This window comes from Streptococcus mitis, from assembly GCF_946190335.1.
Taxonomy (GTDB): Bacteria; Bacillota; Bacilli; order Lactobacillales; family Streptococcaceae; genus Streptococcus; species Streptococcus mitis_CH.
In genome coordinates this window covers 73,609-86,946 of the sequence record NZ_CAMHZN010000004.1, presented here as the reverse complement: position 1 = coordinate 86,946, position 13,338 = coordinate 73,609, and the positions used below count along the sequence as shown (strand labels likewise).

Annotated in this window: 18 protein-coding genes; 3 read left to right on the top strand and 15 right to left on the bottom strand. The window is 41.6% G+C overall.

What is annotated here, in order from left to right; genetic code table 11:
• Positions 1-154 precede the first annotated feature (154 nt).
• Genes efp through nusB form a run of 3 tightly spaced genes read left to right on the top strand, consistent with a single transcriptional unit; the run spans position 155 to position 1,538 of the window.
• Positions 155-715 (top strand): elongation factor P, encoded by a 561-nt coding sequence (efp, locus tag N8O43_RS06950; RefSeq protein WP_000568643.1) that lies wholly within the window; start codon positions 155-157, stop codon positions 713-715.
• Between the two features lie 21 nt (positions 716-736).
• Entirely contained in the window at positions 737-1,126 is a 390-nt protein-coding gene (locus N8O43_RS06945) for an Asp23/Gls24 family envelope stress response protein (protein WP_020902992.1), read from the top strand.
• A complete protein-coding gene (gene nusB / locus N8O43_RS06940; protein WP_000203637.1) occupies positions 1,119-1,538 on the top strand; it encodes a transcription antitermination factor NusB in 420 nt (139 codons plus the stop codon). Before N8O43_RS06945 ends, nusB begins: the two co-directional genes overlap by 8 nt.
• Before the next feature lie 52 nt (positions 1,539-1,590).
• On the opposite strand, the gene N8O43_RS06935 is transcribed toward nusB, so the two are convergent.
• The 15 genes from N8O43_RS06935 to N8O43_RS06865 form a co-directional block, all read right to left on the bottom strand.
• A complete protein-coding gene (locus N8O43_RS06935; RefSeq protein WP_138335139.1) occupies positions 1,591-2,313 on the bottom strand; it encodes a CPBP family intramembrane glutamic endopeptidase in 723 nt (240 codons plus the stop codon).
• Between the two features lie 18 nt (positions 2,314-2,331).
• Entirely contained in the window at positions 2,332-2,517 is a 186-nt protein-coding gene (gene briC, locus N8O43_RS06930; protein WP_261089857.1) for a biofilm-regulating peptide BriC, read from the bottom strand.
• A gap of 157 nt (positions 2,518-2,674) precedes the next feature.
• Positions 2,675-3,442, bottom strand: a complete 768-nt coding sequence (locus tag N8O43_RS06925) for an acetyl-CoA carboxylase carboxyl transferase subunit alpha (RefSeq protein ID WP_261089856.1) — start codon at positions 3,440-3,442, stop codon at positions 2,675-2,677.
• On the bottom strand, positions 3,439-4,305 hold the full coding sequence (gene accD, locus N8O43_RS06920) for an acetyl-CoA carboxylase, carboxyltransferase subunit beta (RefSeq protein WP_261051072.1): 867 nt from the start codon (positions 4,303-4,305) through the stop codon (positions 3,439-3,441). The genes N8O43_RS06925 and accD overlap by 4 nt, the downstream gene beginning before the upstream one ends.
• A gap of 36 nt (positions 4,306-4,341) precedes the next feature.
• The gene (gene accC / locus N8O43_RS06915; RefSeq protein ID WP_024057013.1) at positions 4,342-5,709 is read right to left on the bottom strand and encodes an acetyl-CoA carboxylase biotin carboxylase subunit; all 1,368 of its coding nucleotides are present in this window, start codon (positions 5,707-5,709) and stop codon (positions 4,342-4,344) included.
• Between the two features lie 11 nt (positions 5,710-5,720).
• Complete coding sequence (fabZ, locus tag N8O43_RS06910; protein ID WP_070842777.1) at positions 5,721-6,143, bottom strand: 3-hydroxyacyl-ACP dehydratase FabZ; 423 nt, start codon at positions 6,141-6,143, stop codon at positions 5,721-5,723.
• The gene (gene accB, locus N8O43_RS06905; RefSeq protein WP_261089855.1) at positions 6,140-6,625 is read right to left on the bottom strand and encodes an acetyl-CoA carboxylase biotin carboxyl carrier protein; all 486 of its coding nucleotides are present in this window, start codon (positions 6,623-6,625) and stop codon (positions 6,140-6,142) included. Before accB ends, fabZ begins: the two co-directional genes overlap by 4 nt.
• 2 nt (positions 6,626-6,627) lie before the next feature.
• Entirely contained in the window at positions 6,628-7,863 is a 1,236-nt protein-coding gene (gene fabF, locus N8O43_RS06900; protein WP_049544789.1) for a beta-ketoacyl-ACP synthase II, read from the bottom strand.
• 21 nt (positions 7,864-7,884) lie between these two features.
• Entirely contained in the window at positions 7,885-8,616 is a 732-nt protein-coding gene (fabG, locus tag N8O43_RS06895; protein ID WP_049544788.1) for a 3-oxoacyl-[acyl-carrier-protein] reductase, read from the bottom strand.
• A gap of 40 nt (positions 8,617-8,656) precedes the next feature.
• Complete coding sequence (gene fabD, locus N8O43_RS06890) at positions 8,657-9,580, bottom strand: ACP S-malonyltransferase (protein ID WP_261089854.1); 924 nt, start codon at positions 9,578-9,580, stop codon at positions 8,657-8,659.
• Positions 9,573-10,547, bottom strand: coding sequence for an enoyl-[acyl-carrier-protein] reductase FabK (fabK, locus tag N8O43_RS06885; protein WP_261089853.1), 975 nt, complete (start codon positions 10,545-10,547; stop codon positions 9,573-9,575). The genes fabD and fabK overlap by 8 nt, the downstream gene beginning before the upstream one ends.
• A gap of 116 nt (positions 10,548-10,663) precedes the next feature.
• Positions 10,664-10,888 (bottom strand): acyl carrier protein, encoded by a 225-nt coding sequence (locus N8O43_RS06880; RefSeq protein WP_000257838.1) that lies wholly within the window; start codon positions 10,886-10,888, stop codon positions 10,664-10,666.
• A gap of 59 nt (positions 10,889-10,947) precedes the next feature.
• Positions 10,948-11,922 (bottom strand): beta-ketoacyl-ACP synthase III, encoded by a 975-nt coding sequence (locus N8O43_RS06875; protein ID WP_261089851.1) that lies wholly within the window; start codon positions 11,920-11,922, stop codon positions 10,948-10,950.
• A complete protein-coding gene (gene fabT, locus N8O43_RS06870) occupies positions 11,922-12,356 on the bottom strand; it encodes a fatty acid biosynthesis transcriptional regulator FabT (protein ID WP_000386355.1) in 435 nt (144 codons plus the stop codon). Before fabT ends, N8O43_RS06875 begins: the two co-directional genes overlap by 1 nt.
• Before the next feature lie 93 nt (positions 12,357-12,449).
• Positions 12,450-13,235: an enoyl-CoA hydratase gene (locus N8O43_RS06865; protein ID WP_045612219.1), complete on the bottom strand. Its 786-nt coding sequence runs from the start codon at positions 13,233-13,235 to the stop codon at positions 12,450-12,452.
• Between the last annotated feature and the right edge of the window lie 103 nt (positions 13,236-13,338).

Here is a 13,338-nt window from a genome sequence, read left to right as displayed (position 1 = left end):
AAAATGTGGTGGATGCTCTTTCACATCAAGCACACCACCTGACTAGGCAATATTCTTTTTTTCCCTACCATCTCCTAATAACTATTTTGGCTTTATTTCCAGAACATTTTATGGTAAAATGAAGAGTAATAATATTTATTAAAGAGGTAAAAACATGATTGAAGCAAGCAAATTGAAAGCTGGTATGACATTTGAAACTGCAGACGGAAAATTGATCCGCGTTTTGGAAGCTAGCCACCACAAACCAGGTAAAGGGAACACGATCATGCGTATGAAATTGCGTGATGTCCGTACTGGTTCTACATTTGACACAAGCTACCGTCCAGAAGAAAAATTCGAACAAGCTATTATCGAAACTGTTCCAGCTCAATACTTGTACAAAATGGATGAAACTGCCTACTTCATGAACACTGAAACTTACGACCAATATGAAATTCCAGTCGTAAACGTTGAAAATGAATTGCTTTACATCCTTGAAAACTCTGATGTGAAAATCCAATTCTACGGAACTGAAGTAATCGGTGTAACTGTACCAACTACTGTTGAATTGACAGTCGCTGAAACACAACCATCTATCAAAGGTGCTACTGTTACAGGTTCTGGTAAACCAGCAACTATGGAAACTGGACTTGTTGTCAACGTTCCAGACTTCATCGAAGCTGGACAAAAATTGATCATCAACACTGCAGAAGGAACTTACGTTTCTCGTGCCTAATCTCTAGAAAGAGGTCATTCTATGGGAATTGAAGAACAATTTGGCGAAATCGTTATCGCTCCACGTGTACTTGAAAAAATCATTGCCATCGCAACTGCTAAAGTTGATGGTGTCCACTCATTTTCAAATAAATCCGTATCTGATACCCTATCAAAACTCTCTCTTGGTCGTGGCGTCTACTTAAAAGAAAGCAATGAAGAGCTAACTGCTGACATCTATCTCTACCTTGAGTACGGTGTGAAAGTACCAAAAGTGGCTCTTGCTATTCAAAAAGCAGTCAAAGATGCTGTCCGTGATATGGCTGATGTGGAACTTTCTGCTGTTAACATCCATGTTGCAGGAATCGTTCCAGATAAAACACCAAAACCTGAGTTGAAAGATCTATTTAACGAGGACTTCCTCAATGACTAGTCCATTATTAGAATCTAGACGCGAACTTCGTAAATGCGCTTTTCAAGCTCTTATGAGCCTTGAATTCGGCACAGATATGGAAACAGCTTGTCACTTTGCCTACACGCATGACCGTGAAGATGCAGATGTGCAAATCCCTGCCTTTCTTCTAAACTTGGTTTCTGGTGTTCAAGCTCAGAAAGACGAGTTGGATAAACAAATCAACCAGCACCTCAAGTCAGGCTGGACAGTTGAACGCTTGACCTTGGTCGAAAAAAACTTACTACGCTTAGGAATCTTTGAAATCACATCATTTGATACACCTCAGCTGGTAGCAGTCAATGAAGCTATTGAACTTGCTAAGAATTTTTCAGATCAAAAATCAGCCCGCTTTATCAATGGACTGCTTAGTCAATTTGTAACTGAAGAATAGTAAATAGAAAAAGTGTTTGACAGACATCAAACACTTTTTTCATTGCCTCCCATTATCTTAAAAAGTGGTAATAGACATAATTATAAACAAAAATCCAGAGGGGGGTTGCATGGTTGAGAAAGTTAAAAAAACTATGGCAGAGAATCGTTAATCTAAGATTATCGGTAGAACGATAAACAAGGGCGAAAAAGAGACCAATCACACTATAATATAATAAACTAATCGGGTCTCGATGAGATAGTATCAAATGACTGAGTCCAAAGATCAGGCCTGATAGGATGACATCTAAATAATACTTTGACTTAGGAAAGAAGGTATTCATAAAATACCCTCTATCAAGAGTCTCCTCAAAAATAGGACCGATGATTACAGGCAGGACAAAAGATAAGATAGTCGATAAAAAAGTTGGTTGTCCATTTGAAAGAACAACGGTAAAATACTCATCATGAATATTCCTATGATTAATCAAATGAGCATAGCGTGCCCAAAAATTACCGAGAATCTGATAAACCACATAACCTGAAAATAAGTAGAAGACAAATGACCAGTTCCATCTCTTTTTCTCAAAGATAAAGAGCATCTTTTTCTTTTTTAACCACCAAGTTAATAGAAGGAAACTTCCTACTAATCCCATTGTTAAAATAAGAGAATAGACATCAGCGCCTAACCCTAAAATTATCGTCACATACAATCCAATTGTTTGTGGTAAATAGGTAGATAGTAAAATAATAAGCAAAAATATGCCAAATTGTCTTAGTTTCTCTATGTTTCTCATCATACTTTTTTTGAAAGATTATCCTGCTCGGAAGCCATACTTCCAAGCATCCCTATAAGAATTAAGCGCCCCTTGCCCCATATAAGGAGCAAAGTCTCTATAATATAACCATCTTCCTTCACCATCTTCCCAAACAGCAAAACCACCTGAAGTTTGCTCTAAGTCCTCATTTGAAAGAACTGTAAATGATTCTGTACCTGTCATTGCAAGTACCTCCTTAAAATAAATTTTTGTAAGCTTACATCTACAGTATACATCTTTTTTGTCTATTTTATTAATCTTCCCCTCAACTGTCAATTTTTCGGTCTGAAGTGTATTTTTCTATAAAAAATGAGACCTTTCTAGTCTCATTTAGTCATTTTTAGTATTTTCTAAATCGTTGATAACGCTCTTCCAACAACTCTTCTAGCGGTTTTTGTGAAAGTCTAGCTAGCTCAGCTTGGAGTTCTTTTTTGACATTCTTAATTAATTCTTTGCTAGAAAGTCCTGCTTCAGAAATCACCTTGTCCACCACGTCCATTTCTAGCAGTTCATGTGATGTGATTTTCATCAACTCTGCTGCTTCCATGGCACGAGTGCCGTCCTTCCATAGAATGGAAGCAAAGCCTTCTGGACTGAGGATGGCATAGATAGAATTTTCCAGCATCCAGACACGGTCTGCGACGGCTAGAGCCAGAGCCCCACCTGAACCACCTTCACCGATAATGATAGCGATAATCGGAACTTTCAGATCACTCATTTCCATAAGATTGCGAGCGATAGCTTCCCCTTGACCGCGTTCTTCCGCTCCCACACCAGGATAGGCACCTGCAGTATTGATAAAGGTCACAACTGGACGGCCAAACTTTTCAGCCTGTTTCATCAACCGTAGGGCCTTGCGGTAACCTTCTGGATGCGGTTGGCCAAAATTCCGCTTGAGGTTATCTTGTAAACTCTTGCCTTTTTGGATACCAACCACTGTGACAGCTTGATCTCCAAGCCAGCCAATACCACCAACAACTGCACCATCGTCACGAAAAGAACGGTCACCGTGTAATTGGATAAAGTCATCAAAAATGCCTGTCGCAAAGTCCAAGGTTGTCAAGCGACTCTGCTCACGCGCTTCTCTGACTATTTTTGCAATATTCATCTAGGACCCCCTCCGTGCAATCTGACTAGGCTAGCAATGGTATCTGGCAAGTCTCTTCTTTTGACAATAGCATCCACAAAGCCATGTTCCAATAGGAATTCTGCCTTTTGGAAATCCTCAGGCAAGCTTTCACGAACCGTGTTTTCAATGACACGGCGCCCAGCAAAACCGACCAAACTCTGTGGTTCAGCCAGAATGATATCGCCTTCCATAGCGAAAGAAGCTGTCACACCACCTGTCGTTGGATCTGTCAAAATGGTCAGATAAAAGAGACCAGCATTTGAATGCCGTTTAACTGCTGCAGAGATCTTGGCCATCTGCATGAGACTCATGATTCCTTCCTGCATACGGGCTCCACCAGAGGCTGTGAAGAGGACAACTGGCAATTTTTCGGCAGTCGCATACTCAAATAAGCGAGTGATTTTTTCACCTACAACCGTACCCATAGAAGCCATGATAAAGTTAGAATCCATAATCCCAAGAGCCACAGTCTGACCTTTTATAAGAGCTGTTCCTGTCACAACGGCTTCATCCAGACCTGTTTTTTCACGCATAGTTGCTAGTTTCTTTTGATAACCAGGGAAATGCAAGGGATCCTTACTTTCAATCCCCGTAAACAATTCCTTGAAGGTTCCCATATCAATCGTCAAAGCCAAGCGTTCTTGGGCAGAAATACGAAAGGTATAGCTACAATGTGGACAGATACGCTCACTTCCCAGATCCTTCTGATAAATGGTATGCTTACAGCCTGGACACTGGGAGAATAATTCATCTGGAACCTCTGGCTTGGCTTGAGGTTTTTCCCTAACCGAACGATTGGGATTGATTCGAATATACTTATCTTTTTTACTAAATAGAGCCATTGATTCCCCTTTTCGGTTTAAACTCTTGAAATCATTTTATTCTTTTTCTTGATACTTGGGTAAGAAGGTTTCCATCAAGAAGGAAGTATCATAATCTCCAGCAATGACATTGCGATCTGAAATGAGGTCAAGCTGGAAATCTGCATTGGTCTGCACTCCTTCAATCTCTAGTTCATAGAGGGCACGTTGCATTTTCATCAAGGCATCAAAACGATTTTCACCGTGAACGATGATTTTGGCAATCATACTGTCATAATAAGGTGGAATAGTATAGCCTGGATAAACTGCTGAATCTACGCGCAAGCCAACTCCACCACTCGGCAGATAGAGATTAGTAATCTTACCTGGACTTGGAGCAAAGTTGAAGGCTGGATTTTCTGCATTGATACGACACTCGATGGCATGACCGCGTAGGACAATATCTTCTTGCTTAACAGACAGAGGTTGACCTGCCGCAATGCGAATCTGTTCCTTAACGATATCCACACCTGAAACAAACTCTGTAACAGGATGTTCTACCTGTACACGAGTATTCATCTCCATGAAATAGAATTTGCCACTGGCTTCATCAAGAAGAAACTCAATTGTCCCTGCATTCTCATAGCCAACAGACTCTGCCGCTCGAACAGCCGCAGCACCGATTTCATGACGCAGCGTTTTTCCGATTGCAATCGAAGGACTTTCTTCCAAAACCTTTTGATTATTCCGTTGAAGAGAACAATCCCGTTCCCCCAAGTGAATCACATGTCCATGCTCATCTCCTAGGATTTGAACCTCAATGTGACGAGCTGGATAGATAACCCTTTCAATGTACATGGCACCATTGCCATAGTTGGCCTTGGCTTCACTAGAGGCGGTCTCAAAAGCTGATACGAGGTCTTCTGGTTTTTCAACCTTACGAATCCCTTTACCACCTCCACCTGCTGAAGCCTTGAGCATAACAGGATAGCCAATTTTTTCAGCAACAATCAAAGCTTCTTCAGAGTTATGCACTTCTCCATCCGAACCTGGAATGACAGGCACACCAGCTTTAATCATCTGAGCACGCGCATTGATCTTATCCCCCATCATATCCATAACATGACCCGATGGTCCAATAAACTTGATACCAACTTCTTCACACATGGTTGCAAATTTGGAATTTTCACTGAGAAATCCAAAACCTGGGTGAATGGCTTCCGCCTCAGTCAAGACTGCAGCTGATAGAACCGCATTAATATTGAGATAAGACTCTGTTGGCTTACCAGGGCCAATACAAACTGCTTCATCTGCCAAAAGCGTATGAAGAGCTTCCTTATCAGCAGTTGAATAAACCGCCACCGTTGCAATGCCCAATTCACGCGCCGCACGGATAATACGAACCGCAATTTCACCACGATTGGCAATTAAAATTTTTCGAAACATGGAGAACCTCCTTAGTTCCCTATTGCAAAGGTAAGAGTACCACTAGCTGCAAGCTTGCCATCCACTTCAGCCTTTGCTTCAACCACGGCAATGCTACCGCGACGTTTTACAAACGTTGCCGTCATAAGCAATTGGTCACCTGGTACAACCTGCTTCTTGAACTTAACCTTGTCCATACCAGCGTAAAAGACTAGTTTACCTTTATTTTCAGGTTTTGATAACTCCAAGACACCAGCTGTTTGCGCCAAGGCTTCCATAATCAGAACACCTGGCATGACAGGGTATTGAGGAAAATGACCGTTGAAGAAGGGCTCATTGATGGTCACATTTTTGATGGCAACAATGGTGTCCTCGCTCACTTCCAACACACGGTCCACTAGGAGCATAGGGTAACGGTGGGGAAGAGCTTCTTTGATTCCTTGAATATCGATCATTTGATACGTACCAATCCTTTACCAAACTCAACCATTTCTTCATTAGAAACGAGAATTTCCGTTACCACACCATCCTTAGGAGCTGGGATTTCATTCATGACTTTCATGGCTTCGATAATTACCAATGTTTGACCTTTTTGAACACTATCACCAACTGTTACAAAAGCAGATTTATCTGGACCAGCAGCCAAGTAAGCCACCCCAACAAGTGGGCTCTCTACAACATCTCCCTCAGCAGCCACACTGACTTCAGCTGGAGCTGGAATTTCTTCTGCTACAGTTTCTGCTGGAGCAGATATAGGAGCTACTGGACTCGGTGTTGCTAGAACGGGTGCTGGAGCAACTTGAGGTGCAACTTCAGATACCAGTCTAGCTTCATTCTTGCTAAACTGTAACTCATCCGTCCCATTTTTATAAGAAAATTCTCTCAAACTTGATTGGTCAAATTGAGCCATCAAGTCTTTAATATCGTTTAAATTCATAGTTATTTATTCTCCCAACGTTTGAAAGCAAGAACTGCATTGTGGCCACCAAAACCAAAAGTATTTGAAATGGCGTATGGAATTTCTTGCTCCAAGCCTTGTCCATAAACGACATTGGCTTCGATATAATCTGATACTTCACTTGTTCCAGCTGTCATTGGTACAAAGTTATGACGCATAGCCTCGATTGTTACGATAGCTTCTACTGCACCTGCAGCCCCCAGCAAATGTCCGGTGAAAGACTTAGTTGATGATACAGGTACTTCCTTACCAAGAACAGCTACGATCGCACCACTTTCTCCTTTTTCATTAGCAGGAGTTGACGTTCCGTGAGCATTGACATAGGCTACTTGCTCTGGAGAAATCTCAGCTTCTTCCAAGGCTAGTTTGATAGCCTTGATAGCTCCCTGACCTTCTGGATGTGGGGAAGTCATATGATAGGCATCACAAGTGTTTCCGTAACCAACCACTTCAGCAAGGATAGTAGCCCCACGTTTTTCAGCGTGTTCCAGACTTTCAAGAACCAACATCCCTGAACCTTCACCCATGACAAAACCATTACGGTCCTTATCAAATGGAATGGAAGCACGAGTTGGATCCTCTGTAGTAGAGAGAGCTGTCAGGGCTTGGAAACCAGCAATAGCAAAAGGTGTAATAGAAGCTTCTGACCCACCTACCAACATGACATCTTGGAAGCCAAACTTAATTGAACGGAAGGCATCACCAATCGCGTCATTTGATGAAGCGCAGGCAGTATTGATCGATTTACAAACACCGTTTGCTCCAAAACGCATAGCAACATTTCCTGAAGCCATATTTGGCAAGGCTTTTGGAAGGGTCAATGGTTTCAAACGTTTTGGTCCTTTGTCATTTAGGCGAAGCACTTGATCTTCAATTTCCTTGATTCCACCAATACCAGAGGCCACAATAACACCAAAACGATCTTTATCAAGAGCCTCTACATCTAAATTGGCATGATTGACAGCTTCTTGAGCCGCATACAAGGCATATAAAGAATAGTTATCAAAACGATTGGTATCTTTCTTTACAAAGTATTTATCAAAAGGAAAATCTTGGATTTCTGCTGCATTATGAACATCAAAGTCACTATGATCAAATTTCGTAATTTGACCAATTCCGATTTTTCCAGTTGTCAAACTATTCCAAAATTCTTCTGGTGTATTTCCGATTGGAGATGTTACTCCATAACCTGTTACTACTACGCGATTTAGTTTCATCTTTTTTACCTCTAGCTTCTGCTACATACTTAAGCCACCATCAATGGCAACCACTTGACCAGTTAGATAATCTTGGCCTGCTAAAAATACTGTTAAATCTGCAACCTGCTCTGCCTGCCCAAATTCTTTCATAGGAATTTGTGCCAGCATAGCATCTTTTACCTTGTCTGATAGAACAGCTGTCATATCGGACTCAATCATTCCAGGTGCAATAGCATTAACCCTGATATTGCGATTGGCCACTTCACGCGCCACAGACTTGGTAAAACCAATCAAACCAGCCTTAGAAGCTGCATAGTTAGCTTGACCGATATTCCCCATCAAACCAACAACACTAGACATATTAATGATAGCACCTTCTCTAGCTTTTATCATCGGTTTCAAGACTGATTGTGTCATGTTAAAGGCACCAGTCAAGTTAACCTTGAGCACTTTTTCAAAATCTGCTTCTGTCATCTTGAGCATCAGGGTATCTTGGGTAATTCCTGCATTGTTGACCAAAACATCTACTGAACCTAGCTCAGCAATAGCTTGATCAACCATACGCTTAGCGTCTGCAAAATCTGACACGTCTCCTGATATAGGAACCACCTTGACACCATAGTTTGAAAACTCAGCGAGCAATTCTTCTGAAATTGCACCACGACTGTTTAAGACAATATTGGCTCCTGCTTGAGCAAACTTGTGGGCGATGGCAAGACCAATCCCACGACTCGAACCTGTAATAAAGATATTTTTATTTTTTAGTTGCATTCTTTTCTCCTGTTTCCTCTTGTATTTATGGGAGAAGGGATTACTTGTTTTCTAGCAAGGCTTCCAAGCTAGCCTGATCTTCAACATTGGCTAGTTTAGCTGTCTTATCAATCTTTTTGACAAAGCCTGACAAGACTTTCCCCGGTCCAATCTCGATAAAGTTGGTTACGCCTGCTTCTTGCATAACCGCAATGCTTTCATAGAAACGAACTGCTTCCTTGACCTGACGCGTCAAGAGTTGAGCGATGTCATCTTTTTTCATGACAGCAGCTTCTGTATTGCCGACTAGGGGACAAGTAAAATCTGAAAAACTTACCTGAGCTAGAGTTTCAGCTAGCTTCTGGCTAGCAGGCTCAAGGAGAGCGGTATGAAAAGGACCTGAAACCTTGAGAGGAATCAAGCGTTTAGCTCCAGCTTCTTGCAAGAGTTCAACAGCTCGATCAACTGCAACCACTTCTCCACCAATCACAATTTGTGCAGGTGTATTATAGTTGGCTGGGGTAACTACTCCAAGTTCAGAAGCTTTTTGACAGGCTTCTTCAATGACCTCTACTGGCGTATTGAGAACTGCCACCATCTTGCCAGAACCAGCAGGAGCTGCTTCTTCCATATAGGCGCCACGCTTAGCGACCAAGGCTACCGCATCTTCAAAATCCAAGGCGCCACTGGCCACCAAGGCAGAGTATTCTCCAAGAGACAAACCAGCAACCATATCAGGCTGATAGCCCTTTTCTTGCAATAAGCGGTAAATAGCAACAGAAGTCGCTAGAATGGCTGGTTGCGTATAGCGAGTCTGATTAAGTTTTGCTTCTTCCGTATCAATGAGATGACGCAAATCGTAACCAAGCACCTGACTTGCTTGATCAATCGTTTTTTTGACAATCGGATACTGATCATAGAGATCCCGTCCCATACCCAGATACTGGGCACCTTGACCAGCAAATAAAAAGGCTGTTTTAGTCATTTCTTACAACTCCTGCCCAACGAGAGGCTTCTTCTTGAATTTTCTTAGCTGCTCCGTAATACAAATCTTTTAGGATTTCTTCAACGGTCTCTTCTTTGGAAACAAGGCCTGCAATTTGACCTGCCATAACAGATCCACCATCCACATCTCCGTGGACAACCGCTTTGGCTAGAGCACCTGCTCCCATTTGTTCAAAAATTTCCAAATCTGGATTGTCTTGTTTAAAGGCATCTTTTTCAGCTTGTTCAAAATCACGAGTCAACTGATTTTTAATCGCACGAACAGCATGTCCAAAGTGTTGAGCTGAAATCGTAGTATCAATATCTCTAGCTTTTAAAATTTTCGCCTTATAATTTGGATGGGCATTAGACTCTTTTGCAACGACAAAACGAGTTCCAACCTGAACAGCTTCTGCCCCTAGCATAAAGCCAGCTGCAGCACCTTCACCATCCGCAATCCCTCCTGCAGCAATGACAGGAATAGATACAGCTGCGGCTACCTGGCGCACCAAGGTCATGGTTGTTAATTTACCAATATGCCCCCCAGCTTCCATTCCTTCTGCAATAACAGCGTCCGCACCAATTTTTTCCATGCGTTTAGCTAGGGCAACACTAGGTACAACTGGAATGACTGTAATCCCAGCAGCATGAAAGCGTTCCATGTACTTGCTTGGATTTCCTGCGCCTGTTGTAACTACCTTAACCCCTTCCTCGATAACGAGATCTACAATATCTTCCACGAAGGGAGACAAGAGCATGATGTTGACACCAAAAGGTTTATCCGTCAATGATTTGATCTTATCAATATTAGCCTTAACAACTTCTTTAGGGGCATTTCCCCCACCGATAATGCCTAGTCCTCCAGCCTTAGAAACAGCCCCTGCCAAATCACCATCAGCAACCCAAGCCATTCCTCCTTGGAAAATAGGATAATCAATGTTCAATAATTCTGTAATACGCGTTTTCATAGTGCCTCCATCATTTCTTGCTTACGTAATAGTTCGATACTGCCATAATTTGAAAATCAAACTATTGCCTAAACAAGAGGGAGCGGGTTTCCCTACTCCTTCTATTTATATTCTGCTTATTTTGTTTGCTCTTCAACGTAGGCAACCAAGTCACCAACTGTTTTCAAGTCATCTTCTGCTTCGATTTGGATATCAAAAGCATCTTCGATTTCTGAGATTACTTGGAACAAGTCCAATGAATCTGCGTCCAAATCATCAAAAGTTGATTCAAGTGTTACTTCTGATGCGTCTTTCCCAAGTTCTTCAACGATAATTTCTTGTACTTTTTCAAATACTGCCATGATAGGACTCCTTTAAAATAAATAGTTTTTTTATAACAATGTGTTCACCACATGATTACCTAAATTGTAAGAATGAGCGTGCCCCATGTCAAGCCTCCACCGAAGCCTGATAGTAGAACAGTCTGGCTACCATCTAAGCGGATGAGACCTTGTTCTACACACTCTGAAAGTAAAATCGGGATACTGGCTGCACTGGTGTTGCCATATTCCATCATATTGGCTGGAAGTTTGTCTCGGTCGACACCGATTTTTTTAGCCATCTTATCCAAAATACGGTCATTAGCCTGATGAAGTAGCAGATAATCCAAGTTTGTCGCCTCTATAGGAGATTCATCAATAGTTTGCTTGATAGACTTGGCTACGTCCCGAATAGCAAAATCAAAGACCGCGCGCCCATCCATCTTCAAAAATGAATCTACATTTTCTTGATCTGAAAACGGAGAATGCAAGCCTGAATGTCCATAAGTTAGACACTCGCTACGACTCCCATCACTATTGAGACTCTCAGCCAAAAAATGCTCTTTCTCGCTAGCTTCTAGCAAGACTCCACCAGCACCATCTCCAAACAAAACAGCTGTTGATCGGTCTGACCAATCGACTGCTTTAGAGAGGGTTTCACTACCAATCACCAAGCCTTTTTGAAAGCGACCAGAAGCGATAAACTTTTCAGCAGTTGATAAGGCAAATACAAATCCACTGCAAGCTGCTGTTAGGTCAAAAGCAAAGGCCTTATTAGCACCAATATTGGCTTGGACACGAGCAGCTGTAGAGGGCATCATAGAATCTGGAGTAATAGTAGCTAGAATGATAAAATCCAGCTCTTCTCCTGTGATTTCAGCTTTTGCCATCAGTTTCTGAGCAACCTCTGTAGCCAAATCACTAGTAGATTCTGTTCTTGAAATATGCCTTTGTCGTATTCCCGTCCGACTTGAAATCCACTCATCATTGGTATCCATAATCTGAGCCAAATCATGATTTGTAACCACTTGCTCTGGCACATAATGAGCAACCTGGCTTATTTTTGCAAAAGCCATTATCTCAAATCCTCCAAAAATTGATAAAGATTAGTCAAACCTTTGCTCATAACCTCAATTTCTTGCTTACTCATACCATCAATGATTTTTTCAACCATGGCCTTGTGGAAGCGTTTATGTAGCCTATGAACCAAGCGACCTTTCTTTGTCAAATGCAGATGTACCACACGTCGATCATGTTCTGAACGAATGCGTTCAATGTAACCCTTGCGTTCGAGATTATTCAAACTAGTCGTAACTGTCCCAAGAGTCACCATCAACTCTTTTGACACTTGACTAGGTGTCACATCTGGAACTTTTCCAATCACATCAATCGTATGCATTTCTTTGATAGAGATATCCTTGAAACGACTACCCCTCAAGCTAACTTCCTCAATAACGAGGACATTGTTAAATATAGATGTTAAATATTCATTAATTCGTTGGTAGTCCAATCTTTCCTTCCCTCCTTTTCAAAAAAACTTTTAGAATCAAAACATTTGACAAAAGAATTATATCAAAGTTCAAAGAATGGTGCAAGTATTTTTTTATTTTCCTGTAAATTTAGGTCGTCTTCTTTCCGAATGAGCCCGAACTCCTTCTTTGAAATCCTCTGTTTTCGCTAGTGATTCCTGTAGGTTCAGTTCTAAAGCAGCATAATCTTGCCAGTCTTTAAATTGACTCTCCCAAACCAACTTCTTGATGGCAGCATAGGAATTAGCTGACCCGCGTCTCAATTTTTTAAGAAGCTGTTCTCTCGTCTTTTCAAGTTTATCAGCTTCAGAGACCCGATAAACAAGACCCCACTCCAGAGCTTTTTCTGCGGACAAAGCCTCACCTGTCATGGCTAATTGAGCAGCACGCGTCACACCAATACTTCGACTCAAGAGATGAATTCCTCCTGCATCCGGAGCCAAGCCAACTCCAACAAAGGCTTGGATAAATTTAGCCTTATCCGTTGCCAGACAGAAATCTGCAGCAACAGCCATATTTGCTGCGGCACCTGCAACAGCCCCATCAACCTCCATCAAGACAGGTTTAGCAATTTGCTTGATTTTATAAGAAATAGTATTGACCAATTCTGCGATTTTTGTCAATGATGGAATATCATCCTCATCCACCGCCCGCTTCATCTCTACTAAATCTCCCCCAACTGAAAAGACTTTGCCATTCGCGTTGATTAAGACAAAATGCACAGCCGGATCCTCTTCTGCCAAAGTCAGAGCTTCTAAAATCTCCTCACACATAGGAATATGAAAACCATTCGCGACCTCAGGACGATTCAAGGTAAGGATTGCCAAATCCTCTTCAAGCTGATAAATAATGTGTTCCATTTGAACTCCTTTTTATTTTATAAGCTGGTTAAATTATTTTATTTTCAAAGTATATCTTTTTTAAAATCAGAAAGCAAGAAAAAATCAACTGAAAGTGTCTCAG

Excerpts from the sequence above, each read along its gene's own strand:
- fabD (WP_261089854.1), bottom strand. The coding sequence starts at position 9,580 with ATGACTAAAACAGCCTTTTTATTTGCTGGTCAAGGTGCCCAGTATCTG.
- nusB (WP_000203637.1), top strand. The coding sequence starts at position 1,119 with ATGACTAGTCCATTATTAGAATCTAGACGCGAACTTCGTAAATGCGCT.
- N8O43_RS06865 (WP_045612219.1), bottom strand. The coding sequence starts at position 13,235 with ATGGAACACATTATTTATCAGCTTGAAGAGGATTTGGCAATCCTTACC.
- N8O43_RS06945 (WP_020902992.1), top strand. The coding sequence starts at position 737 with ATGGGAATTGAAGAACAATTTGGCGAAATCGTTATCGCTCCACGTGTA.
- fabF (WP_049544789.1), bottom strand. The coding sequence starts at position 7,863 with ATGAAACTAAATCGCGTAGTAGTAACAGGTTATGGAGTAACATCTCCA.
- N8O43_RS06925 (WP_261089856.1), bottom strand. The coding sequence starts at position 3,442 with ATGAATATTGCAAAAATAGTCAGAGAAGCGCGTGAGCAGAGTCGCTTG.
- fabG (WP_049544788.1), bottom strand. The coding sequence starts at position 8,616 with ATGCAACTAAAAAATAAAAATATCTTTATTACAGGTTCGAGTCGTGGG.
- N8O43_RS06875 (WP_261089851.1), bottom strand. The coding sequence starts at position 11,922 with ATGGCTTTTGCAAAAATAAGCCAGGTTGCTCATTATGTGCCAGAGCAA.
- fabK (WP_261089853.1), bottom strand. The coding sequence starts at position 10,547 with ATGAAAACGCGTATTACAGAATTATTGAACATTGATTATCCTATTTTC.
- efp (WP_000568643.1), top strand. The coding sequence starts at position 155 with ATGATTGAAGCAAGCAAATTGAAAGCTGGTATGACATTTGAAACTGCA.
- briC (WP_261089857.1), bottom strand. The coding sequence starts at position 2,517 with ATGACAGGTACAGAATCATTTACAGTTCTTTCAAATGAGGACTTAGAG.
- accB (WP_261089855.1), bottom strand. The coding sequence starts at position 6,625 with ATGAATTTAAACGATATTAAAGACTTGATGGCTCAATTTGACCAATCA.
- fabZ (WP_070842777.1), bottom strand. The coding sequence starts at position 6,143 with ATGATCGATATTCAAGGAATCAAAGAAGCTCTTCCCCACCGTTACCCT.
- accD (WP_261051072.1), bottom strand. The coding sequence starts at position 4,305 with ATGGCTCTATTTAGTAAAAAAGATAAGTATATTCGAATCAATCCCAAT.
- accC (WP_024057013.1), bottom strand. The coding sequence starts at position 5,709 with ATGTTTCGAAAAATTTTAATTGCCAATCGTGGTGAAATTGCGGTTCGT.
- N8O43_RS06880 (WP_000257838.1), bottom strand. The coding sequence starts at position 10,888 with ATGGCAGTATTTGAAAAAGTACAAGAAATTATCGTTGAAGAACTTGGG.
- N8O43_RS06935 (WP_138335139.1), bottom strand. The coding sequence starts at position 2,313 with ATGAGAAACATAGAGAAACTAAGACAATTTGGCATATTTTTGCTTATT.